The organism is Novosphingobium ovatum (assembly GCF_009909235.1).
Taxonomy (GTDB): Bacteria; Pseudomonadota; Alphaproteobacteria; order Sphingomonadales; family Sphingomonadaceae; genus Novosphingobium; species Novosphingobium ovatum.
In genome coordinates, this window is sequence record NZ_JAAAPO010000001.1 from 578,699 (window position 1) to 601,203 (window position 22,505).

Annotated in this window: 18 protein-coding genes; 9 read left to right on the forward strand and 9 right to left on the reverse strand. The window is 64.7% G+C overall.

Annotated elements, in window-relative coordinates; translation table 11 throughout:
• Positions 1 to 41 precede the first annotated feature (41 nt).
• The 5 genes from GTZ99_RS02550 to GTZ99_RS02570 form a co-directional block, all read right to left on the reverse strand.
• Positions 42 to 1,532 carry a GDSL-type esterase/lipase family protein gene (locus GTZ99_RS02550; protein WP_161716701.1) on the reverse strand — a complete coding sequence of 497 codons (1,491 nt, stop codon included), beginning with the start codon at positions 1,530 to 1,532 and terminating at the stop codon, positions 42 to 44.
• Positions 1,529 to 2,509 (reverse strand): DUF459 domain-containing protein, encoded by a 981-nt coding sequence (locus GTZ99_RS02555; RefSeq protein WP_161716702.1) that lies wholly within the window; start codon positions 2,507 to 2,509, stop codon positions 1,529 to 1,531. Before GTZ99_RS02555 ends, GTZ99_RS02550 begins: the two co-directional genes overlap by 4 nt.
• 222 nt (positions 2,510 to 2,731) lie before the next feature.
• Positions 2,732 to 4,318 (reverse strand): HAD family hydrolase, encoded by a 1,587-nt coding sequence (locus GTZ99_RS02560; RefSeq protein ID WP_161716703.1) that lies wholly within the window; start codon positions 4,316 to 4,318, stop codon positions 2,732 to 2,734.
• Positions 4,318 to 5,331 carry a phytanoyl-CoA dioxygenase family protein gene (locus GTZ99_RS02565; RefSeq protein WP_161716704.1) on the reverse strand — a complete coding sequence of 338 codons (1,014 nt, stop codon included), beginning with the start codon at positions 5,329 to 5,331 and terminating at the stop codon, positions 4,318 to 4,320. Before GTZ99_RS02565 ends, GTZ99_RS02560 begins: the two co-directional genes overlap by 1 nt.
• A gap of 154 nt (positions 5,332 to 5,485) precedes the next feature.
• Positions 5,486 to 7,111: a GMC family oxidoreductase gene (locus GTZ99_RS02570; protein ID WP_161716705.1), complete on the reverse strand. Its 1,626-nt coding sequence runs from the start codon at positions 7,109 to 7,111 to the stop codon at positions 5,486 to 5,488.
• Between the two features lie 145 nt (positions 7,112 to 7,256).
• Between GTZ99_RS02570 and GTZ99_RS02575 the strand changes: the two genes are divergently transcribed.
• The 5 genes from GTZ99_RS02575 to GTZ99_RS02595 all read left to right on the forward strand — a co-directional run bounded on the left by GTZ99_RS02575 (position 7,257) and on the right by GTZ99_RS02595 (position 11,874).
• On the forward strand, positions 7,257 to 8,012 hold the full coding sequence (locus GTZ99_RS02575) for a glucose 1-dehydrogenase (protein WP_161716706.1): 756 nt from the start codon (positions 7,257 to 7,259) through the stop codon (positions 8,010 to 8,012).
• Complete coding sequence (locus tag GTZ99_RS02580; RefSeq protein ID WP_161716707.1) at positions 8,009 to 8,551, forward strand: VOC family protein; 543 nt, start codon at positions 8,009 to 8,011, stop codon at positions 8,549 to 8,551. The genes GTZ99_RS02575 and GTZ99_RS02580 overlap by 4 nt, the downstream gene beginning before the upstream one ends.
• 98 nt (positions 8,552 to 8,649) lie before the next feature.
• Positions 8,650 to 9,636 (forward strand): sugar phosphate isomerase/epimerase family protein, encoded by a 987-nt coding sequence (locus tag GTZ99_RS02585; RefSeq protein ID WP_161716708.1) that lies wholly within the window; start codon positions 8,650 to 8,652, stop codon positions 9,634 to 9,636.
• A gap of 55 nt (positions 9,637 to 9,691) precedes the next feature.
• Positions 9,692 to 10,600: an aldo/keto reductase gene (locus GTZ99_RS02590; RefSeq protein WP_161716709.1), complete on the forward strand. Its 909-nt coding sequence runs from the start codon at positions 9,692 to 9,694 to the stop codon at positions 10,598 to 10,600.
• Positions 10,601 to 10,779: 179 nt separating this feature from the next.
• Positions 10,780 to 11,874, forward strand: coding sequence for a helix-turn-helix transcriptional regulator (locus tag GTZ99_RS02595; RefSeq protein WP_161716710.1), 1,095 nt, complete (start codon positions 10,780 to 10,782; stop codon positions 11,872 to 11,874).
• Positions 11,875 to 11,913: 39 nt separating this feature from the next.
• Here GTZ99_RS02595 and GTZ99_RS02600 read toward each other — a convergent pair whose 3' ends face one another.
• From GTZ99_RS02600 to GTZ99_RS02610, 3 genes are all read right to left on the reverse strand, one after another.
• Positions 11,914 to 14,301, reverse strand: coding sequence for a molybdopterin cofactor-binding domain-containing protein (locus tag GTZ99_RS02600; RefSeq protein ID WP_161716711.1), 2,388 nt, complete (start codon positions 14,299 to 14,301; stop codon positions 11,914 to 11,916).
• Positions 14,301 to 14,819: a (2Fe-2S)-binding protein gene (locus GTZ99_RS02605; RefSeq protein ID WP_161716712.1), complete on the reverse strand. Its 519-nt coding sequence runs from the start codon at positions 14,817 to 14,819 to the stop codon at positions 14,301 to 14,303. The genes GTZ99_RS02600 and GTZ99_RS02605 overlap by 1 nt, the downstream gene beginning before the upstream one ends.
• A 268-nt stretch (positions 14,820 to 15,087) precedes the next feature.
• Positions 15,088 to 15,594 carry a YaiI/YqxD family protein gene (locus tag GTZ99_RS02610; protein ID WP_161716713.1) on the reverse strand — a complete coding sequence of 169 codons (507 nt, stop codon included), beginning with the start codon at positions 15,592 to 15,594 and terminating at the stop codon, positions 15,088 to 15,090.
• A gap of 456 nt (positions 15,595 to 16,050) precedes the next feature.
• Between GTZ99_RS02610 and GTZ99_RS02615 the strand changes: the two genes are divergently transcribed.
• From GTZ99_RS02615 to GTZ99_RS02630, 4 genes are all read left to right on the forward strand, one after another.
• Positions 16,051 to 18,288: a TonB-dependent receptor gene (locus GTZ99_RS02615; RefSeq protein WP_161716714.1), complete on the forward strand. Its 2,238-nt coding sequence runs from the start codon at positions 16,051 to 16,053 to the stop codon at positions 18,286 to 18,288.
• Positions 18,289 to 18,354: 66 nt separating this feature from the next.
• Positions 18,355 to 19,395: a Gfo/Idh/MocA family protein gene (locus GTZ99_RS02620; protein WP_161716715.1), complete on the forward strand. Its 1,041-nt coding sequence runs from the start codon at positions 18,355 to 18,357 to the stop codon at positions 19,393 to 19,395.
• Complete coding sequence (locus tag GTZ99_RS02625; RefSeq protein ID WP_161716716.1) at positions 19,392 to 20,216, forward strand: hypothetical protein; 825 nt, start codon at positions 19,392 to 19,394, stop codon at positions 20,214 to 20,216. Before GTZ99_RS02620 ends, GTZ99_RS02625 begins: the two co-directional genes overlap by 4 nt.
• Positions 20,217 to 20,290: 74 nt before the next feature.
• The gene (locus GTZ99_RS02630; protein ID WP_161716717.1) at positions 20,291 to 21,502 is read left to right on the forward strand and encodes an MFS transporter; all 1,212 of its coding nucleotides are present in this window, start codon (positions 20,291 to 20,293) and stop codon (positions 21,500 to 21,502) included.
• A gap of 91 nt (positions 21,503 to 21,593) precedes the next feature.
• Here GTZ99_RS02630 and GTZ99_RS02635 read toward each other — a convergent pair whose 3' ends face one another.
• Positions 21,594 to 22,505, reverse strand: coding sequence for a sugar phosphate isomerase/epimerase family protein (locus GTZ99_RS02635; RefSeq protein WP_161716718.1), 912 nt, complete (start codon positions 22,503 to 22,505; stop codon positions 21,594 to 21,596).

The window sequence follows — 22,505 nt, forward strand, 5'->3', positions numbered from 1 at the left end:
GCGGGCCGGGCAGGGCCGGGCGCGGTGAAACAGGCGGACGGTCATCGTTGTGGGCCGGCGGCGGGCGAAACGGCGGCGGATTCCAGATCGGCGGCCAGCATCGCGCCCAGGCGGTCGCCGCCCGCGCGGTTGATATGCACCAGATCGCCCAGCATCTGCCCCTGCGCCTGCCAGCTCAGGCTGGAGCACGGCCCGCCCATCGCCAGCCCCGCGTTCCAGAAACCCAGCCGCAGCTCGGTTGCCGTGGCCAGTTGTTCCTGCCGCACCATGGCAAGTCCTGCGGGCACCATCAGCCCACGGTCACAGGCATGCGACAGGCCGGTGTCGATCCGCGCGACGGCCATCTGACGGGTCGCGGCGTCGGGCGGGGCGATCAACAGGATCGGCGTGTCCGGCCCCAGTGCGCCACGAATGCGGGCGATGGTGGCGCGCAGCGAACTGCGGAAAGCGGCTGCCTCCAGCCGGGGATTGAACGCCTCGTTCGTGCCAAAGGCGATGACCACCAGATCGGGGCGATAATGCGCCATTTCAATGGCATAGACCAGATTGCTGGCCTGAAGGTGGTGGATCATTTGCGATCCCACCACGCCCAGATTGGACAGTATCACCCCCGGCCCGCGCCGCATCAGCGCGATTGACGTCAGCGTGACGGGCGCATCGCTGGTGGTGGTGATCGTGACGCCCGCGACCAGCGCCGGGCTGTCGATATCGACACAGCGCGCGGCAGGGGTTGTGGTGTTCAGGTCGATCAGCGTGCCGCCTGCCGCGTCCCGCAATGGGGTAGCGGGCGCGGGCATGCCAAAGGCGGCGGCAAAGGCTGATGAGGGCGCGGCCAAAGCGCCTTCGCCACTGGGCAAGGGGTTGAGCACCCCATCGCCCAGACTGACTCGCAAGCCCCCCGCGCCCGGGCCGGTCAGCGCACAGACCGTCACCCGGTCGAACCGGTTGCCCGGATCATCGGCGCGATAGGCGATGCTGGCCCCCGACAGGCTGGTGCTTTGCGTGAAACCGGCGATGCCGATGGGGCTCGTCACGGGCAGGGCGGGGCCGGGGCGATAGATCGCGCTGGTGCTCCACCCCACGCTCTGGCTGGCGGTGACGCCCCAACTGATAAAGCCGGTGAAGGGTTTGCCCGCGGGCATCACCCCGCGCCCGGCCGCGCCATGGGCCAGTTGCAGCGGGCGGCGCCAGCCATTGGGGATCATGTCGCCAATGGTCAGTGAATCGCCGATTTGCAGGATGTGGATCGGCGTGTTGCCGCCATTGCGCAGCCGCCGCAAAAACGGGGCCAGCGCGCCTGCGTTGCACAACCGCTCGGCGCAAGGCAGGCGGTCAACCTCTGCCGGGGTTTGCGGGACATAGGCCGGTTCGGCGGGCGAGATCACCCGGCCATAGGGATCACTCACGGGCGGGGGCACAACGCCGGGCTGCGCGTGCAGCCCATGGCCCAGCACCGCCCCGCCGATCAGCGCCGCCGCCACGGCCCGCCGCAGGCCGCGCCCCGCCGCCAAGGCCCAGCGTGGCGCGATCACGCCGGCGAAGGTCCGCGTGCGTGGTCTGGCGATTGGCTGGCATCATGCGGCTGCGCATGGCCCCGGCCGCGTTCCTGCCCGCGTTCGGGCGCGGCGGCCGGTTGCCCCACGCCACCGGCGAATTTCAGCGACTGCATATCCTTGAGCAGCGGATCAATCAGCATGCGGTAACCGCGCATCGACATATGCACCCCATCCATGGCGCGCGCCTGAAAGCGCTGGCCGTCCTTGGGGTCTGTCAGAAAGGTGTTGAACCGACCCTGACCATCCACGCTGGCGGGCAGGGTGTTGATGTAACGCACGCCCAATTGGCACATGGTGTCGTTGTAAAACGCGTTCATCGCCCGCGTCTGGCGGTCGAAATCGGGGTTGCGCATGACCGGCAGCCCGACCCACACCACCACCACGCCGCGCGATTGCAACAGGTGGACCAGATCGCCCGCGCGATCCTTGATCACCTGCTTCCACGGCTCGCTCATATATGGTGCGACATGGCCGTTGGCCCAGATCCCCTGCGTGTCATTCGCCCCGAACGAGATGATCGCGATGTCGATCTTTTGCCGGTTCAGCTTGTCCGTGGCATCGTCCAGCAGGTTGAGCGAGCGGTAGCGGGTAAAGCCGGTGGACTGCTTGGCAAAACCGTGGACGATGAAGCGTTTGTCGCGGATCAGCGTGTTATGCGTCGCGGCCGACAGACCTTCGCCGAAACTGTCGCCGAACACGCCGACATGCAGCGCGCGCCCTTCACGCAAGGCGTTGGCGACATTGCCCGAGGCCAACGGGGCGGCAGGGCAGGCCGATACCGAGGCCGAGGCAGGCTGGATCGGGCCGGGCAGCGGCTCGGCCTTGCTCCCTCCCTCGGTCAACAGGCGCCAGGGGTGTCCCTCGGTCCCATAGGACAGGCCGATCACCAGTCCCATGCCCAGACCGACAAAGACCGCCAGTGTGCGGTCCAGCACAAGGAACAGCTTATTCAACGCACAAGGCTCCGGCAGGGCAGGGGCAAGGATGGGTGGCCGTGGGCGGCAACCGCATTGGCCAACAGCATGACCGTCAACCCCCGCGCACTTGCGCCGGGGCGAGCCCATGCCGCCTCGTCGATTCCCGTCCAAGCGCCCTAATGCACAAGGTTGCGCCCAGCGACAAGGGCGGGAAAGCGCCGGAGAGGCGCATTTTTTGCCCCCGATGGGGCGGCAGGCTCAGGCCGCGTCGCGGGAGTGGGTCTGGGGCTGCGTCAGGCGGCCTTGGGCGCTGATCCAATCGTCCACCACCCCCGCCAGCCTTTGCAGGAAACCGGCATAGTAATGGCTGACGTCCGGCATGTCGCTGGCATCGGCAAATCCGGTCAGTTCAAACAGGGTCACTTGCGGATAGGCCGCTGCCTCATAGCGCCAGATCTGGTTGAACAGGGCGGTGCGGGCGCGGGTGTGGCCCATGTGGGGGCGGTAATGGCCATCGGGGGCGTCTTCTGGCGGCAGGATCACCAGCATGTGCGCGCCCTCCTGCGCCACGCGCTGGCACAGCAATTGCACGCAACCGGCAAACAGGCTGCCGTCTTGCACCAGATCGACCAGATCTTTCCAGCGCGGATCGGAATAATCCACCCCGGTGCCGTAAATCAGCAATGGCGCAAAGGTGGGATCGGGCAGGCCTTCGTGTTCGGTGCAGCCGGGCAGGATGTGGCGCAGCGCGAACAGGCGCGGGGCGTTGTCGAAATCCATGCGGGCACGGTGCTGGCTGAAATGGGCGATGCCGCCTGATTGGCAATCGAACATCACGCGGATGTCCTGCGCCGTATCGGCGGCGTCCGGGCGCAGCATGGCGATCAGCCGGGCGCGCACATCGGGGGCATGGAACGAGACATCGCGCACCCAATCCACCGGCGTCAGCGGCACCCGACCGGCCAGCACGGCAAAATCGGTCTGGGGCTGTTTCTGGCGGATCTGGGCAATGGCATAGCGTTCCAGCCCCATATGCATCACCCGACAGGAAAAGGTGAAATGGATCAGCGCCTTGCTGCGCCGATCGACCATGCAAAAGCCGACCAGCCCATAGTCGCCATAGCGGTCCCAGGCAAAGATTGACCAGCTGTCATAGGCCACCACATCGATGATCGCGGCGGCCAAGGCATCGGGCTCGACGCGGCTGGATGTATAGTTCAACTGGTTGGAACGGTTAATCAATTCGGCAATGCGCGGGGCAAAGTCCAGATTGTCCATCAGGAATGGGGCGCAGGCATGGATGTCGCAGCCGCGCAAAAAGGCTTCGTCAGCGTCCCCGGTGGCGTCGGCAGGGGCAAAGGCGGCCCGGTCACGCCATTTGGCCTCCAGTGCGCGATATTCGGCCAGCCGGCTGCGGGCGCCGGCGGGTTGGGCGGCCAGAATGGCGTGCAGCTCGGTGTCCGTTTGCGGGTCGGTCGCGTCCAGAATTTGCAGATCGGGCAGGGCGGCGCGGGCGCTTTCCAGATTCAGCCGGTTGTCATCGATGAACAGCACATTGGCCGGGCGCAATTGCATCGCGGCGATCAGGCTGCGCAATGCCTCGGCCTTTGGGGCAAAGGCGATGTGGGGAAAGACAAAGGCGTCCCACAGTCCATGCGCGCGCAGGGCATCCTGCGCGGCGGCGGGATCGTTTTTGGAACAGATGCTGTTGACCACGCCCGCCGCGTTCAACGCATGGATCAGCGCCACCCGCGCCGGGAAGGGCGCGACCGTGTCGCCATCGGCCAGCGTGCCCGCCCACAGCGTTTCGTCCAGATCCCAGACGACCAGTTTGACCGCCGCCATCAGCGCACCAGATAGCGGAAAAAGCGGCGGTTGGCCGCAACGCAATCGCGCAAATCCTCTGGCACCTGGGTCAGCGGCAGGCGTTGCAGCGTGGGCGTGCGGTGCGACGGGTTGATCGAGGCCAGCAGCGTCAGGATCGCCCGCCTTTTGCGCGGCGCCACGCCTTTGTGGATCGAGAAGGTGTTGACGAAATAGACATCGCCGACATCGGCCATCACCACGCCCGCGCCCTTTGCCTGTTGCAATGGGGCCAGTTCTTCGTCCGAGAAACGGCGCACATCATAGAAATCGCGGTGGCCCGATGTGCCCGGGATCAATGCGGTCGGGCCGTCCTCCATTGTTGCGATATTTTCCAATGGCACGAAAATGCGGATGAAGTTCAAAGGCTCGCTGCTGTCGCGGTGCCAGTTCTGGTTCTGGTAATTCTGCGCGGTGGGGTTGCTGATCCAGCTCCACGCCCAACTGATCGCGGCGGCCGGACCCAGCACTTCGCGGCAAAAGGTGATGATGTCGGGATTGGCACAGATCGCCAGAAAGGGCGCGCTGTGCATCAGGCTTTGCGGGTCCATATACAGCATCGGGTGGGCGCAATGGTCGGGATGGCCGCGATATTCCCAGCCGGGGATATAGGGATCATTATAGACCGGCTGGCTGAACAGCGCGTCACGCATCGCGCCCACTACGGCCGGGGCCAGTACCGCGCGTTCGACGTGATAGTCCATGTCCAGATATTTGCGGGCGCGCTCGGTCGGGGCGGGGTGCGGGTGCAGCGGCTCGGTCAGCCAGCGTTCCATCTGCGCCGCGCGGCCCAGCCATGCCGGGTCATTCGAGTGTTTGCGGATGCGGTGGATATAGAAATGGGCGTAATTCAGCCGCGCCAGAAAGCCCAGTCGCGAAAGTGCCCCTTGCGCGGCGCGCTCGCCCCGTTCGACCTGCGCCATCCATGACAGCACGCCTGCTTCTGGCTGGTGGTCCAGCCCGACCCAGCCCTGATGGCCAAATCCCGTTCCCATTGCCCACGCCCCATTCGTTGCGGCGCGTGGCGGATGCGGCACGGGACGCGCCGCATGTCCCCTTTGCCCACGCCGACCGGAACAGGCCGGTGGCGCGGGCAAAGATGAACAGACATGGCAAATATGCGGTTTTGCCAGGGATCAGTGGATGCCCTTATCCGCCGCGGGCGTCAGCCAGGATCAGATCGGCCGCGCGCCACCCCGCCGCCATGGCCGGGGCGTTGGTGTTGCCCGACACCGGGCTGGGCATGATCGAACAGTCGACTACTCGCAGCCCCTGCACGCCATTGACCCGCGCCCGCGCGTCCACCACGGCGGAGGCATCATCGCCCATGCGGCAACTGGCCACCGCATGGATGCCGCACAGCGACAGGCGGCGGACCGTGTGCAGGATCTCGGCGTCGTCCTGCACATGGGCGCCGGGCAGGATTTCCTCGCCGGTATAGGGCGCCATGGCGGGCGTTTGCATATAGCGGCGCATATAGCGCACCATGTCGATCGCGGCCTGCTGGTCCTCGGGCGTGGAGAGCCAGTTGGCGGTGACATGGGGCAGGGCGGCCATGTCGCGGCTGGTGATGCGCACTTCGGCCTCGCTGGTCAGGCGCAGCAACTGGCCATAGATGGTCATGCCGGGCACCTTTTCGATGCTGCCCAGCGGCACGGGGAAATTGTCATCCCCCCGCGCAAAGGTGAAGCCCGAAAGGTAGAGCTGCAAATCGGGCCGCGCCACCTGCGGCGTGGTGCGGACAAAGGCGCCGACTTCGAACGGGCCGGTGGCCAGCGGGCCGCGCCGCAGCAAGGCCCATTCCAGCGCGCTGCGCACCAGCCCCAGCCCGTGAAAGCGGTGATTGATGCCGATATCGCCCCGGATGCGATAGGGCATGGAAAAGCCCAGATGTTCGCGCATCCGCATCCCCACATCGGGGCTATGAGCCAGCACGGGGATGCCCAGACCCGCCAGATGCGCGCTATCGCCAATGCCCGAACGTTGCAGGATGACCGGCGACATCATCGCGCCTGCCGACAGGATCACCTCGCCGTGGCAGCGGATCGTCTGTTCCACGCCGTTCACTTTGGCCGCCACGCCCACGGCGCGGGTGCCGTCAAACAGCACGCGATCCACCAGCGCCCCGGTGATCACCGTCAGGTTCGCGCGCCCACGCACGGGTTTCAGGAAAGCGCGCGCCGAACTCACCCGGCGGCCGCGCTTGATGTTGTGGTTGTAATAGCCCACGCCCTCCTGATCCTCGCGGTTCAGGTCCTCGCGGCGGTCCAGACCCATCTCGACGCCGGCCTGCACCATGGCTTCGGACAGGGGGTAGCGGTATTTGCCGGTGCTGACATGCACCGCGCCGCCGCTGCCGCGCACGCCATCATCGCCCAGCTCGTGGTCCTCGATCGCGCGGAAGGCCTGTTTCATCTCGGCCCAGCCCCAGCCCTTGGCACCGCGCGCTTCCCAGTCGTCGTAGTCCTCGGGTTGGCCGCGGATCCAGATCATCCCGTTGATCGAGGACGATCCGCCCAGCACCTTGCCCCGGATCCACACCTCGCTGGCCGGATCGCCGGGGACGCGCGCCTCGGCCACGGGGAAATGCCACGCGTGGCGCGGGTCCAGCACCAATTTGCCCACGCCCTTGGGAATGGCGATCAGCGGGCTGGAATCATTCCCGCCCGCCTCCAGCAGCGCCACCCGCACGCGCGGATCGGCCGACAGCCGGTTCGCCAGCACACAGCCCGAAGACCCTGCGCCCACGATGATATAGTCAAAAGTGCCGTTCATGTGTCCCTCTCGCGCGTGGGGCCGGGCCACGCCTGTTTGGAGCAGGTTTTGCCCGTCCGCGCGACGCTCGCCCACCTAGCGTTAAGGACAGCCTTCGCCCCCGCGCCCGCGCGATAGAGTGCCGCCATAATTGGGAGAGCATGACATGAGCGAAGGCAAGGCGGGCCGTTTGGCCGGCAAGCGTTGTTTCATCACCGGGGGCGCGTCGGGGCTGGGGGCGGCGATCGCCCGCGCCTATGTCGCCGAGGGTGCGCAGGTGATCATCGCCGATATCGATGTGGCCGAGGGGCAGGCGCTGGCCGATGAACTGGGCGGGCGTTTCGTGCCGCTGGACGTGCGCGAGGAAGCGCAGTGGATCGAGGCCTTCGCCACCTGTGACGCGCTGGACGTGCTGGTCAACAATGCCGGCATCACCACGCTGGGCAGTATCGAAGAGGTGACGCTGGACCAGTTGCGCCATGAATTCGACATCGACGTGGCGGGCGTGTTTCTGGGGACCAAGCATGTGATCCCGCTGATGCGCGCGGCAGGCGGCGGATCGGTGATCAACATGAGCAGCATGACCGGCGTGCGCGCGCAGGGCAATCTGGTGGCCTATAACGCGGCCAAGGCGGCCGTGACGCATATGACCAAAAGCTGCGCGCTGCATTTTGCCCAGCAGGGGTACAATATCCGCTGCAACTCGGTGCATCCCGGCGCGATCCACACGCCGATCATCGACAAGGTGCTGGCCCAGTCCGAGGATCCGGCCGCGCTGTATCAATCCTTTGTCGATGTGCATCCGCTGAAACGTCTGGGCCGGCCAGAGGAAATCGCCGCCATCTGCGTCTATCTGGCCAGTGACGAGAGCGGTTTTGCCACGGGCGCCGAGTTCCGCATTGATGGCGGCAGCACGATATGAGCGGCGTCCTGTTTGATCGCCCGGTGCGGCAGGTGGCCTATTTCTGCGCCGATGTGCGCGCCGCCGCGCTGGCCCACCGCGCCGCGTTTGGGTCGGGGCCGTTTTATGTCGCCGATCACGTGCCACTGGCCGCATCGGTGCATCGCGGGGTGGAGCGGCCGTTCGACCACTCCGCCGCCTATGGCCAATGGGGCGAGGTGATGGTGGAGTTCGTGTGCCAGCATAACCCCGCCCCATCGGCCTGCCACGATCTGTTCCCGGCAGATGGCGGACGGTATGGGCTGCACCATATGGCGCTGTTCGTCGACGATGTGGACGCAGAGGTGGCGCGGCTGGGCGCGCTGGGCTTTCCCTTGGCGCAGCGCAGCGTGATGAACGATGGCTTTGTCTTTGCCTTTGTCGATACCAGCGCCGCGCTGGGGCATATGGTCGAACTGTACGCGCCGGTGCCGGTGCTGACGGGCTTTTACGATCTGGTGGCCCGGACCGCGCGTGAGGCGCAGGATGGCCCAGCCCTGATCGATGTCGCCTTTTCCTGATTGGGCCGGTTTACCGCTACGAATGCAGGCTTGACCGCGTGGGCCTGAAGGCAGAGCTTGCGCGGCAACGATAAAGCAAGAGAGGAGCGGAACAAATCATGGAACGACGGCAATTTATGGCCGGGACGGGCGCGGCCCTGATCGGTGCCGGTGTCGGCGGGACGGCACTGGCCAAAGCGGGGGCCAAGACACTGGCGAAAACGCGGGCTAAAACTCACGCCTTTGGCATTCAGCTGTGGTCGGTGGCCAAGCAGTTGGAGAGCGATTTTGACGGCACGATCGCCATGCTGGCGGGGCTGGGCTATCGCGAACTGGAGATGTTTGGCCCCTATAGTTTCAGCGACCCGCGCCAGATCGCCAGTTGGCAGGTGACGGCCAAATCGCTGGGCTTTTCGGGTAGCGGATTTTACGGGCGCAGCACGGCGCAGTTGAACAAGCTGTTCCGTAGTCACGGGCTGCGCGTGCCTTCGTTGCACACCGATCTGTTCACGCTGCAAACGCGGATGGGCGAACTGGCGGCGGCGGCCCATGCGCTGGGGGCGACCTATGTCACGCTGCCCAGTCTGCCGGCCGATCACCGCCAGACGTTTGACGATTACAAGCGCGCCGCCGACATGTTCAACGCCATCGGCCGCGATGCCGCGCGCCACGGCGTGCGCTTTGCCTATCACAACCATGGCTATGGTATTGTGCCGGTCAATGGTGTGCGCCCGCTGGACACCCTGCTGTCGGCCACCGATCCCAAAAGCGTGTTCTTTGAACTCGACACCTATTGGACGATTGCGGGCGGGGCCGATCCCAAGGATTTCCTGACCCGGTACAAGGGCCGTTACCGCATGGTCCACCTGAAGGACATGCGTGGCAATCACCGCTTTGCCGGCGATGGCGGCGGGGCGTCAGACTGGATCGCGATGTTCCCGCATCTCACCTATCTGGGCGACGGCTCGCTGGACATGAAGGGCATCATTGATGTGGCGCGTCATACCGGCGTCGAGCATTTCTTTGTCGAGCAGGACCGGGCTGACGATCTGATGGTGGCGCTCAAGGGCAGCGCGGCCTTCATGCAAAAGCTGGGTTATCGTTAAACATTGACGGGGAGGGGCTCTTTTGCCGCGCCGCCAAGTGTGACATGGGACGGCGATGGCTGACATGATCCTCTCCCCCGACGCCCGCCCGCTGATGCTGGGCACCTTGCCGATTTCGCCCATCGCCTGGGGCATGTGGCGGCTGGCCAGCCCGGATGGGCACGACGATATCGGCGCGGTCATCGCCCGGATCGAGGCAGCGCTGGAGGCGGGGATCACCCTGTTCGACACCGCCGACATCTATGGCGCGGGCGAACCCATCGGCTTTGGCGGGGCGGAAGTGTTGCTGGGCAAGGCATTGGCGGCGCGGCCCGATCTGCGCGCGCGGATGGTGATCGCGACCAAGGGCGGGATCTGGCCGGGCAAGCCATATGATTCCTCGCCCGCCTATCTGGACGCGGCGCTGGATGCGTCACTGGCGCGGCTGGGGGTGGAGCGGGTTGAGCTGTACCAGATCCACCGCCGCGATTTCCTGACCCACCCGCGCGATGTGGCCGCCGCGCTGGCCGCGATGGTGGACAGTGGCAAGGTCGCCCATATCGGCGTCTCCAATTACAGCCCGGCCGAGGTGGACGCCTTGCAGGCGTTTCTGCCCTTCCCGCTGGTGTCCACCCAGCCCGAGTTCTCGGCGCTGCGCTATCAGCCGTTGTATGATGGCACGCTGGATCAGGCGATGGCGCGCGGCATGGCGGTGCTGGCCTGGAGCCCGCTGGGCGGCGGGGCGCTGGTGGGCGGCGATCACCCGGCGGCGGCCCTGTTGGCGGCACAGGGCGCGCGCTATGGCGTGGACGCGGCGGCGGCGGCGCTGTCGTGGATGATGGTGCATCCCGCCCGCATTGTCCCCATCGTCGGATCGCAAAGCCCGCTGCGCATTCTGGCCGCCCGCGATGCCTATGCGGTGCAATGGACCAGCGGTGAATGGTACGCTGTGCTGGCGGCGGCGCGGGGCGAACGCTTGCCCTGACGCGGAGGGCGGGTTGACGCGGCCTTGCGTGCCATGGACGCGGCGCTGGCATTGTTTCCGGCCGACAGGAATTACAGGGAGAGGGCGCCGTTGTTGCGCATGTCTTCATTTTTTCGGATGAAATATTTGTATATCTACGTATAACATAGGCTGGCGACATTTGTTGGGCAGGCATGTGTATGCGAATGGATCTGGACGGCATGTATGCCGCCATTGATAATGACGGCGCGTTTCAACAATTGTCCAGCCGTATCGCCGAAGCGGCCGGAACCCGCTCTGCCGTCTTTGTTGAATTGACGGCGGCGGGGGCGCCTACTTCGTTGCAGGCCAATTATTGGGATCAGGACGTGATCTCGGTCTATCTGCGGCGGTTCGTGGCACAGGATCCGTGGACGGCGCTGGCCGTCGATATCGGGAATTTTGGCCGGGCGACAGCGCTGGATGCGCGCATGTCGCCCGATGCCTTCAGGCAGACCGAGATCTACAACGACCTTTACCGTCCCTATGGCGACGATACCGGGCGCTGCATGGGGGTGATTCCGCATCTGGGGCGTGAGGGAGTGATGATGGCGGTGCACCGCGCGGCCAGCGACGAGGCATTCTCGGCGCAGGATCAGGCGCGACTGGACGAGATCTATGGCCATATCCAGCGCATCCTCCCGTTGCGCCGCGCCATGGAGCGCCAGCGCCACCGGGCCAGCACGTTACAGGATCTGGTGGATCAGGCGGACGAGGGCTTGGTGCGTCTGGGCCGCGATTTGCGCGTTCTGGCCTTGTCGTCAGCTGCGCAACGCATATTGGAGCAGCGCGATGGATTGAGCCTGAGCCGCAACCATCTGGTGGCGCGGCCTGAATTGGAAGGCGCCCTGCGTGCGGCCGTTGCGGCGGTCATCGATAGGCGCGTGGATGCCAGAACGGGCTTTTTGTGCCACCGGCCGTCGGGCGCGCGCGCCTATCGCTTGGTGGTGATGCCTGCCGGTTTTGACGGCGATGCCGGCGCAATCCTGAAAATCGACGATCCCGACATCAGCGCCCCCGTCACCGCCTTTGCCGCCTTGCAGGGGGCCTATGGCCTGTCAGCGATGGAAACGGTGTTGGTGCAGGGCTTGTTGGCCGACCACACGCCCGAGGAGATTGCCGCCCAGCGCGGGGTCGGGCGCGAAACGATCAAGACCCAGATGAAGGCCCTGTTCGCCAAGACCGGCGTCAACCGGCAAAGCTCGCTGATCCGGCTGTTTGCGACCTTTCCCCGGATGCGGGGCGGCGCATCCTGACGCGCCGCCCCGCCCGGTATCGGGCAACAGGCTGTGGGGTCAGCCGCGCAGCGCCAGCTTGACATATTCGGGCGTCAGCGGGATCCGGCGGATCGCTTTGCCCGTGGCGTCCAGAAAGGCCCCCGCAATCGCCGGCGCGGCCAGCGCATTGGCGCTTTCCGATCCCTGTCCATAGATATCGCTGCCCGAAGCAGGGGCCAGAACCACCTTGAGTTCGGGCATTTCGGCCATGGTCAGGATCGGATAGCTTTGCCAATCCACGCTGGTGATCGCGCCTTGATCAAAGCGGACCTCTTCGTGCAGCGCGGCGCTGACGCCCATCAGACAGCCCGCCTGTGCCTGCCGTTTGAGCTGGAGCGGGTTGACCACGATGCCCGGGTCAACCACCAGCGTCATCCGTTCCACCCGGACCACGCCGGTGGCCGGGGTGACGGCGATATGCGCGGCGCAGGCCCAATAGCCATGATCGCGCAGCATCACCGAAACGCCGCGCCCGCGCAACACGCCTGTCCCGGCTTTGCCCGCCTTGGCGCGGGCCTTGGGTGCGGGCGCGGGTGAGGGGCGGCTGTCCCATGCCGCCTCGACACGCAGGCGTTCCAGCACCGCCCGGACACGCGGATCGGTGGCGTGGTCGATGCGGAATTGCAGGGCGTCGATACCGGCCAGTGCGGCTGCCTCGCTGATGGCCACTTCACGTGGGAAATTCTGCTGGAACTGGATCGGCGTGCGCATCGAATGGTCACGCAGACCCACGCGGATGGGCGATTCCTTTTCGCCGATCTGATAGGTGCCGCGCCCCGTTTCCAGCACGGCAGGTACCGCGCCATACACCCATTGATCGGCGATATTCATCGATGTGGTGTGCAGTGGCGAGGGATTGGCCGGATGGGGCGCATCCATCGTCGGCAGCCCGGCAAGGAGAGCGCCGATCGGCCGGTCATCCTGCATCGGCGGGCCGGAATGGATCGCCTCATAGGCGGCGATGCGGCCCTGTGCGTCCAGCGCGATGCGAATGTCGGCGGTCATGGGTGAGGATTGGGTGGACCATTGCATGTCATCGGCCCGCATCCATTGCACGCGCACCGGCACGCCCAGCGCCCGCGACAACAGCACCGCCTCGTCCTCGCTGCCCGCGTTGCCCCCGTTCGACCGCCCGAAATGGCCCGGCCCCGGATAGGTGCGGACCACCAGCTTGTCTTCGCCGATGCCCAGCATCAGCGCCAAGGCGCGGCGCAGGAACTGCGGGTTTTGCGTGTGGGTGTGCACCGTCACACTGCCATCGGGGCGCACATCAGCCAGCGATACCGTCGGGCCGATCGGGGCATGCTTCAGGAAAGGCACGAAATAGTTGGCACTGAGCTGTTTGACGCCCTGGGTGGCGGTCACATCGCCCTTGCTGGCGTTGCTCTTGTTGGCCTTGGTCTGCGACCAGTCGACGCCCTTGCGCAGATGGTCTTGCAGGTGGTCCGATCCGGGCAGGCCTTTCCACTCGCTCCATTTGGTGTCGGCGGCAACGGCCATGGCGGCCTGCACCGCCTCCCATTCATTGGCCGAGGCCACCGCCAGCAGATTGCCCAGCCGCACCAGTTTGGCGCCGGGGAACAAGCTGGCGTCCAGCTTGCCCGGCGCGATCAGGGTCGATCCCAGCGTGGCCGGGTGGATGGTGCGGGCGTGCAGCATGCCGGGCAGCTTGACATCGCCCACCCACACCGTCTCGCCCGAAACCTTTGGCCGGATGATGGGGTTGGTCACGGGTTGGCCCACCACAGTATAGTCAGCCGGCTTTTTCAGTGGCGGGTTGCCCGTCACCACCAGACCGAACATGCTGGTCAACTCGCCCGCCACCGGGATGGTCAGGCGCAGATCCTTGCCCGCGACGATCTCGCCATAGCGGGCCTGCTGGCCGCCGCCACGGATCACGCCATCGGCCACGCTGACCTGCGCGCGCGGCACGCCAAAGCGCTCTGCCGCCAGTGTCAGCACAGCCTCGCGGGTATAGGCCGCCGCCTTGCGCAGATTGCCGCCCGCATTGCGCAACAGGCCAAAGGTGCCGCCGCCATCGGGGGTGCGGTCGGTGTCGCCCGAGATGACCTGTGTGATCGCCTCGACCGGCACGCCCAATTCCTCGGCCAAGATCTGGCGGAAGGCGGTGTAGATCGAGCTTTGCCCGAAATCGCATTTGCCCGTGCGCAGCGTGATTGTGCTGTCGGCATGGATATCGATCCAGCTGGCCGGTTGCGTGGCGTCCAGCGCGTTGGCGGGCGCGGCATGGGCCGCCATCGGGCCAGCCAATCCCAAAGCCACCATCAAAACGCCGCTGGTGCCCAAAAAGCCCCGGCGGCTGAGCGCGGTCAGGCGCGCGCCGTGGATGTCGATGTCGATTGCGGCCGGCTGGGCCCCGCCAAATTGAAACAGTTGGCTGTTCATCATGCGGCTCCTTGTGCCATCAGAACGGCGGCGCGATGCACGCCATCGCGGATCGCGGCATAGGAGCCGCAGCGGCACAGATGCGGCGAGGGGCCGGATTCGGTCAGGGCCTGCGCGATCTGGGCGTCGGTGGGCTTGGGGGTGTGTTCCAGCAGTTCGGTGACCTTGATCATCATGCCGAATTGGCAGATCCCGCATTGCGGCACCTGTTCGTCCACCCAGGCCTGCTGCACCGGATGCAATCGCGCCGGGTCAACCGGCACGCCCTTTTGCCGCGCCCAGCGGGCGGCCAGCCCGTCCACAGTCGTCACCACCTTGCCCTCCAGCGCGGCGAGCGGCGTGACGCAGGCGCGGATTTCCTCGCCATCCAGCAGCACCGAACAGGCGCCGCATTGCGCCAGCCCACAGCCGAATTTCACCCCCATCACGCCCAATTCATCGCGCAGGACATAAATCAAGGGCGTGTCAGGCGACGATTTGACCTCGCGCTGTTGTCCGTTGACGGTGATGGTTGCCATGGTTTGCGTCTCCCGCGTGAGGCCGAGTGTTCAATAGGGGCGGGTTGGCCCGCCTGCTGTTGCCGCATTGGCCAAAGAGAGGCGTTTGCCACCCTGTGCCAACTGCCCTTGCGCGGCCGAGGCCCCACACGGGTGGTGGCGGCAGGATAAACCGGATGAGGCTTGCCGATTAGACGCCGATTTGTGATTGGATCTATGCAGCCTGCTCATGAATGGCGGCGCGCGGGCAACGGCATTCCAGCAAGGCCGGTCGGGCCGGGATTGCCCCTTAACGCGCGCCTGTCCGCGCCAGACGGACCAGCATCTCGTCCAGAGCGCTCAGGAACCGTGACCGGTCGGCCTTGGAAAAAGGCGCCGGGCCGCCGATCGCTTCACCCATGGCCCCGGCGCGCAGATCGGCCATGATCGCGCGCGTGGCGATTGCCCCGCCGATCGAGTTGGCGGTAAAAGGCTTGCCCGTGGGGCCCAGAACCCAAGCGCCCGCCTTGATCGCGCGGTCGGCCAGCAGGATGTCGGCAGTGATCACCACGCTGGCCGGGTCGCTGGCCTGCGCGATCCAGTCGTCGGCCGCATCAAAGGCATCGCTGACCACCACGCGCCGCACCAGCGGGTGATCAGGCACGCGCAGGGGGCGGTTGCTGACCACGGTCACCGGCACCTGATGCCGCAGCGCGACCTTGTAGATCTCCTCCTTTACCGGGCAGGCATCGGCATCGACCAGCACATGCCGGTTGGCGGCTGGGGTAGGGGCGGTGGAGGCATCAGGGACGGTCATCGGACAAGCTCTGGCATGGGGGCGTTGGGTGGGCGGGGCGCATCCGGGGCGGCGGGGCCTGTCGGGCATGCACCGCCCCCGTCCAGCGGGCAAGGTGCAATAGGCGTTCGGGGCCTTCACGCCATTCAAACAGGCAGCAGCCCGGGCAGGGGCAGATCGCATGGCTTGATTACGAATGCGTATTGGCCCGGAGCTTGACACGGGCGCTTTACACTTCTGCCGACAAAGTTTAATCAAATTAAAGAATCAGGATCGCTTGGGGGAGTGACATGTCAGGATACCGAGCGCCGCCGGGGAGGGCGGCCCTGTCGCTGTGCCAGATTGCGCGTCGCAACCTTCATGTCTGTGCCATTGGACGGCCGCGCCTTCGCAAAGAACACATGCGTTGAGGCAGGCCCTGTTTCCGTAAAATTTTAAATACCCCGCCGAATGGGGGAATGTGGAGGAGGAGTAAGCATGAAAAGTATTCAACGCCTGAAATGGGCTTCGCTGGCCTGCACGGGGATGGTTGCCCTGATGTCGACCGGCACGGCATTCGCGGCCGACGCCCCGCCCGCAACCGCCGATGATATTGTCGTGACGGCCAGCCGCACCGCATCGTTCCTGTCCAAGACGCCTATCGCCATGACCGCCGTGACCGGCGAATCCTTGGCAAAGTCAGGTATCGTCAACCCGACCCAGCTTGATAGCGCCGTCCCCAACCTGACCATCAACCGCAGCAATGGCGGCCTGCAGATCACCATTCGTGGCGTGACCTCGACCGACAATACCGAAAAGGGTGACCCCTCGGCCGCCTTTATGCTGAACGGCGTGTATATTGCGCGCCCGCAATCACAGGAAGTCGCCTTTTTCGACGTGGAGCGCGTCGAAGTTCTGCGCGGTCCGCAAGGCACGCTCTATGGCCGCAACTCGACCGCGGGTGTGGTCAATGTCCTGAGCGCCAAGCCCAAGTTCCAGTTTGGCGGCTCGCTCGAAGCCTCCTATGGCAATTTTAACGCCTTCAACATGACGGGCGTCATCAACGTTCCCATCTCCAGCACGTTGGCGATGCGCGCCGCTGTCAACTATGACCGGCGCAACAACTATGTCATTGATGGCAATCCGGGCGACCACGTCAGCCTGAACCCCTTCAAGGACAATATTTCCGCGCGTCTGTCGCTGTTGTGGCAGCCCACCGATGCGCTCAGCTTTTATGTCGTGGGCGACTATAGCAAGCTGAAGGGCGCGATGGACGCCACCGTGCCGCCCGGCAATTTCTATGGCAATATCATCACCGGGGCTCGTTCGACGTTTGAGGCGCCGACATTCCTCGATCGCACCAGCGCGGACTATCGCACGCTGAGCAATGTCCAGAACCAGCAAAGTCGCCGCAACAACGACGACAAGGGCGTGATGGGTGAAATCAATTATGATTTGAGCCATGTGCGCCTGACCTATGTGGGATCTTACCGCCAGAATATCCGCGATGAAATCTACAACTACGCCAATGGCGCCGTTATGGCCTATTTCCCCGGCACCTATTGGCAGACGTCGCACGAATTGCGCGCGGCCTTGATCAACACTGGCCGGTTGCAGGCTCAGGTCGGCGGATACTATTTCGAGGAGCAGTCGAATATCACGCTGCACCTTTATAATCTGCTTGGGCCGAATCTGGACTACCTGTTCCTGCGCAACCCGACGATCGCGGTCAACAAGTCGGTGTTTGGTCAGGCGACCTATGCCCTGATGGACAACCTGAAGTTCACCGCCGGCGTGCGCTATTCCAGCGATACCAAGTCGCGCTATGGCTCGACCGCGATCGACAGCTACACCTCGATCACCAATGCCTATCAGCTGGGCACGTTCCTGGGGCGTGCCACGCAGGAATCGACCGCTGCCAGGCGCACCTTCAGCAAGACCACCTGGCGCCTTGGCCTCGACTATACCACGCCTCTGGGTCTGGTGTTCGCCTCGGTTTCGACCGGGTACAAGGCGGGCGGCTTTAACGATGGCTGCGAAGTCGGCACCGGTCCGGGCTGTAATCAGCGTGCCAGCGCGTTGTATTATCAACCCGAAACGCTGACGGCCTATGAAGTGGGCGCAAAGCTGCGCTTCAGCCCGGCCATGCGCCTGAATGCCACGCTGTTCCATTATGACTATCAGGGCCTGCAACTCAGCCAGGCCGCCTATATCTGCGGTCCCAATGGCGATCTGTTGTGCCAGATCACGCGCAATGCCGCTTCGGCAAAGGTGGATGGCGTCGAACTGGATGCCGAATTGCGGCCTTCGGAAAACCTGTCGGTGCATCTGGCGGCCAACTATCTGGATGCGCATTATGCGCAGTTCGTGCCCGAGCCGGGCGTGAATTTTGCTGGCCGCCCGCTGGATCGCAGCCCCAAATGGACCGCCACCGTTGGCTTTGACTATGGCATGCCCGTGGGTGATGGCCGGTTGGTTCTGTCGGGGCAAACCCGCTTCAGCAGCCGCTATGAAATGGCTGATATGGCGACCTATGCCTATTTCTATCAGCCCGCCTATACCAAATCCGACCTGTCTCTGACCTATACCGCGCCCAAGGATCGGTATTTCGTCAGCGCCTATATCCACAACATCGAGAACAATGTGGTGGTGACCAATGCCACGGCCGGCTTCTTCGGGCTGGTCTCCTTTGGTGATCCCCAAGTCTTTGGCGCACGCGTTGGCGTGAAGTTCTGAACCAAGCCTGGCCGGAAACCGCAACCACGGTTTCCGGCCTTTTTTCATAATGAAAGTGGCACTGATATGACCCAACCAATTGGCGTTGGCATCGCGGGCACGGGCATGGCTTTTCAGGCGATACATGCCCGCACACTGGCTGGTTTGGCCGACCAATTCGCCATCACCGCTGTTTGGGACCCAGACGCCAGCCGGGCGCAACAGGCCGCTGATTGGCTGGGCGCACGCGCAACGGCCAGTTGCGAAGAGCTGTTTGCCGATCCGTCCGTCGACGTGGCCGTCATCGCCAGTCCCGCGCGTTTCCATGCCGAACAGGCCTTGGTGGCGATACGCGCCGGCAAACGCGCCGTCCTTGTGGAAAAGCCCTTGTGCCTGACCAATGCGGAGGCTCAGACCATCGCCGCAGAGGCAGAAAAGCACGGCACCGCGTTGCTGGTGGGGACCATGCATGCCTTTGATCCGGCATGGATCGCGGCCAGACAGGCGGTGCAGGGCAGCGATTTTGCGCCAGACCTGATCCGTTCCACCATCATCTTGCCACCCAATGCCCAATTCGAACATTGGGCCACCGAACCCTTGGTCCCGGCAACAGCGGCCGGGGCTTCGCCCATGTCGATGGCGCCAGATGACTTGATGCGTCTGTGTGTGCTGGAATTGGCCATTCATGACCTGCCGCTAGTGCGCGCGCTGTTGCCGTCTGATGGTCCCGTCACGGTTTTGGCGGCACGTTTTCGTCAGCCCTTTGGTTATGCCATTGCCTTGCGCGTCGGCGATACTCTGGTCGACATCTCGGGGGTGATCCACGGCCATTGGCAAACCGATTGGACGCTGGAGGCGCAGGGGCCGCAAGGCGCATTGCAGGTGGAGTTCACGCCCTCCTTTGTCTCGGCAGGGTCTGGGCGGATGCAGTGGGATGGGGCGGCGGGCACCCATGTGCACCTGCCGTCTGACACCAACGGCTATGCCGAACAATGGCATGCCATCGCGCGCATGCTGAACGGGACGCAGGCTCTGCCCAGCCCGGTAGAGGTCGCCAAGGATTTCGCATTTGCCCATGCCATCGCCGAGCAGGCCGCCCGCATGGTGACCGAGGAGACTGTCGCATGACTAGCGATGCAACGCCCAAACACATCGCAATCCTTAGCGCAGACGGGGTCTGGGGCCGTGCATGTGTCGCGTCTTTCCCGCGCAGTCTGCGCCTTGCCGAACAGGTCACGCCAGGCCTCGATCTGGTCATTGTCGAGGGCGGGCAGGACTGGACCGCACCGACCGCACACGCCATCCAGAGCGGCACCGGGCACATCCTTGTGGTGGATCCGGGGCTGGTGCCCATGGCCGCCATCGAGACATTGATCGCGCTGGCCGACGCCCAAGGCGCCCATGTGCAACTGGTGTCCGCTTTGGCCGACACGGCCGCCGTGGCACAATTGCGCGGGCTGCTGACCCAGGACCATGGCGAGATTGTCATTCACGCCACACCTGACCGCAACGACAGCGCGCTTGTGGCGGTGTTGCTGCGCCAATTGTGGCTGGCGCGGGCACTGGGGCTGGACGTGTCGGGCATGGCAACCATCGGCCGCACCGCCGCCAGCTTCATCATCGAAGGCAAAGCGGCACGCGGCGGCGCAGAGCATGTGCTGCGCCTGACCGGTGCGGCAAGTTCGCGCCATTGCGCCATGCATCTGACCGCATTTGCTCCAGAGGCTACGCTGCGGCTGGCGTGGCAAGGCGGCGCCGACGCGCGCCCGGTAGACCTGTCGGTCGCTGACAGCCAGGGCCTGCGCCAATTGCCTGCCATCCACCACGGCGGATTTCGCCAGGCCCTGCTTGCTGCGCTGGACGGCGCCGAGGCTCCGTCCGCCAGCCTTGATCTGGCAACATTGGCGCAAGACTTGGCTTGTGCGCATACGCTGCTGGGCACGGGCTGAGCGATGTGAGGGGAGGGGAAACAATGACAAGCGCAGATAAAAACACACCAAGCGCTCGTGTCGGATGGCCTGTCATGGCGGCCTATTGGCTGGCACAATTTGCCGCATGGCTGGCCTTGTTGACGCCGTTGATCATCACGATCGCCCTCAAACTCAGCCTTATCGCCGGCGAGGCGGGCAAGGCGCAATGGCTGGGCCTGATCCTTGGGGTGGGCGCGGCGCTGGCCATGGTATCCGCGCCGGTCTGGGGCGTGATTTCAGACCGGACGACATGGCGATGGGGCCGCCGCAAACCATGGGTTGCCATTGGTTCGCTGGCCTTGCTGGCCGGGCTGGTGGTGATGGCGATGGCCCGCACCCCGCTGGTGTTTGGGCTTGGCTGGCTGATCTGCCAAATCGGGTCTAACGCCGCGCAGGCCGCACTCAATGCAGTGATGAGCGACATTGTCCCGGAAAATCAGCATGGCGTGATGTCGGCCTTGCTGGGCGCATCGATGACGGCGGCAATGGTATGCGGGGTGTTCCTGACCCAATATACCGAAGGTTCGTCGCTGGCCATGTTCGTTGTGCCATGGTTGGTCAGCATCCCCGCCGTGCTCCTGTTCCTGTGGGTCGTGCCGGACAGTCCCGCCGATATCGTCACCCCGCCCCGGGTGTCCCTGCGCGAGATCTTTGGCAATATCGGGCTGGGCGCCTTGCGCCACCACGATTTTGCATGGGCCTTTGCCAGCCGTTTCCTGGTGGTGTTTGGCGCGGCTTTTTCCCTCACTTACCAAGTCTTCTATCTGACCGATCATTTGCATGTGCCACAGGCGCAAGTGGCCGCCTTCATGGTCACATCGACCTCGCTGATGGGCAGTTTGACCTTTGCCATATCCTGCGTGGGCGGATGGATTTCAGACCGGGTGGCCAGGCGCAAACCCTTTGTCGGGCTGGCGGCGGTGATGATGGCGATTGGCCTGCTGCTGATGGCATTGGCCACCAGTTTTGACCAATTCCTGATCGCGGCCGCGCTTATCAGCATCGGTCAGGGCCTGTATTATGCGGTTGATATTGCCTTGTGTGTCGAAGTGTTGCCCGATCGCGCCTTTGCGGCCCGCGACATGGCGGTGCTGCAGATCGCCAATTCCCTGCCGCAATCCTTGGCGCCGACGATCGCACCGGTCTTTCTGGGGCTGGCGCTGGGCGGGTTGGCGGGGCAAAATTACCCCGCGCTGTTTGCCTTTGCCAGCATGATGGCATTGGTGGGGGCGATGGCCATCCTGCCTATCCGCAAGGTGCGATGACAGGGCGGTAAATCAGCCATCACCGGGGCACAGGAAAGGCCGCCAGTCATTGCAGACTGGCGGCCTTTTTGACGCGTTGGCAATGCGGGTGTCAGTCCAGATCGGGGAAGGCGGCACGCACCTGCGCGATGACGCCAGCGGTCTGTTCCCATGGATCGCCCAATCGGCCTTCCCATTCGATGCTGACATGACCGGCATAGCCTGCGGCCGCGACAATGGCCAAGGCTCTGGGCAGATCGGGAAGGGGCCGGCCGTCGCTGGCGGGGTCTACGGATTTGGCATGGACCAAACGGGCATGGGGTGCCAATTTGGCGATGCTGTCATACAGCGGTTCAAAGTTGATCTCACTGACGTCCATGCTCGGATCGCTAAACCGGGCGTGCGAGAGCGAAACCAAGGGCTCCAGATTGCCCAGATCGAGCAGGAGGCCCAGGCGTTCGGGGCCGACATCTTGCAGCAAGGCGAGCAGGAAATCGACGTCTGAACTGGTGCCGCCGTGGTTCTCGACCAGCAATGTCAGCCCCAGAGCGTTGGCCGCATCGCCCAATCGGCGCAGGCTGTCCACCAGAGCCGGGCGCACCTCCGGCGAGAGGGTGCCGCCCGGCGCGCCAGCGTTGACGCGCACGAATTCGGCGCCCAATTGCGCGGCGATGCGGAACCATTCGATCGAACGGGCTTCATCATCGGCGCGCCATTGCGGGTTCGTCCCACCAAAATCGCCCAGATCAATCGGCAGGGTCAACAGGCGTACGCCGGCATCGTCCAACCCCTTGCGCAACGCAGCGATGCGCGCGGGATCCTTGGCGTCAAACTGGATTTGGCACAGTTCCACCGCCTTCACGCCCAGTCTCTCGCGCACAAGGGCGGCGAATTCCTCTAGCGAATGGTCCTGCGGGAATGGATAGGTCGTGCAGGCCAATGTGCCATCGGCCTCGCGCCGTTCAAGGTGGAGCGGGCCAAGTTGGCTGTGCAGACTAAAACTGGAAACGGCTAGCGTGGGCAT

What these genes read in the sequence shown, in the direction of transcription:
- GTZ99_RS02560 (WP_161716703.1), bottom strand. Translation starts at nt 4,318, where the DNA reads ATGGCGGCGGTCAAACTGGTCGTCTGGGATCTGGACGAAACGCTGTGG.
- GTZ99_RS02565 (WP_161716704.1), bottom strand. Translation starts at nt 5,331, where the DNA reads ATGGGAACGGGATTTGGCCATCAGGGCTGGGTCGGGCTGGACCACCAG.
- GTZ99_RS02570 (WP_161716705.1), bottom strand. Translation starts at nt 7,111, where the DNA reads ATGAACGGCACTTTTGACTATATCATCGTGGGCGCAGGGTCTTCGGGC.
- GTZ99_RS02575 (WP_161716706.1), top strand. Translation starts at nt 7,257, where the DNA reads ATGAGCGAAGGCAAGGCGGGCCGTTTGGCCGGCAAGCGTTGTTTCATC.
- GTZ99_RS02580 (WP_161716707.1), top strand. Translation starts at nt 8,009, where the DNA reads ATGAGCGGCGTCCTGTTTGATCGCCCGGTGCGGCAGGTGGCCTATTTC.
- GTZ99_RS02585 (WP_161716708.1), top strand. Translation starts at nt 8,650, where the DNA reads ATGGAACGACGGCAATTTATGGCCGGGACGGGCGCGGCCCTGATCGGT.
- GTZ99_RS02590 (WP_161716709.1), top strand. Translation starts at nt 9,692, where the DNA reads ATGGCTGACATGATCCTCTCCCCCGACGCCCGCCCGCTGATGCTGGGC.
- GTZ99_RS02595 (WP_161716710.1), top strand. Translation starts at nt 10,780, where the DNA reads ATGCGAATGGATCTGGACGGCATGTATGCCGCCATTGATAATGACGGC.
- GTZ99_RS02600 (WP_161716711.1), bottom strand. Translation starts at nt 14,301, where the DNA reads ATGAACAGCCAACTGTTTCAATTTGGCGGGGCCCAGCCGGCCGCAATC.
- GTZ99_RS02605 (WP_161716712.1), bottom strand. Translation starts at nt 14,819, where the DNA reads ATGGCAACCATCACCGTCAACGGACAACAGCGCGAGGTCAAATCGTCG.
- GTZ99_RS02610 (WP_161716713.1), bottom strand. Translation starts at nt 15,594, where the DNA reads ATGACCGTCCCTGATGCCTCCACCGCCCCTACCCCAGCCGCCAACCGG.
- GTZ99_RS02615 (WP_161716714.1), top strand. Translation starts at nt 16,051, where the DNA reads ATGAAAAGTATTCAACGCCTGAAATGGGCTTCGCTGGCCTGCACGGGG.
- GTZ99_RS02620 (WP_161716715.1), top strand. Translation starts at nt 18,355, where the DNA reads ATGACCCAACCAATTGGCGTTGGCATCGCGGGCACGGGCATGGCTTTT.
- GTZ99_RS02625 (WP_161716716.1), top strand. Translation starts at nt 19,392, where the DNA reads ATGACTAGCGATGCAACGCCCAAACACATCGCAATCCTTAGCGCAGAC.
- GTZ99_RS02630 (WP_161716717.1), top strand. Translation starts at nt 20,291, where the DNA reads ATGGCGGCCTATTGGCTGGCACAATTTGCCGCATGGCTGGCCTTGTTG.
- GTZ99_RS02635 (WP_161716718.1), bottom strand. Translation starts at nt 22,505, where the DNA reads ATGCCCACGCTAGCCGTTTCCAGTTTTAGTCTGCACAGCCAACTTGGC.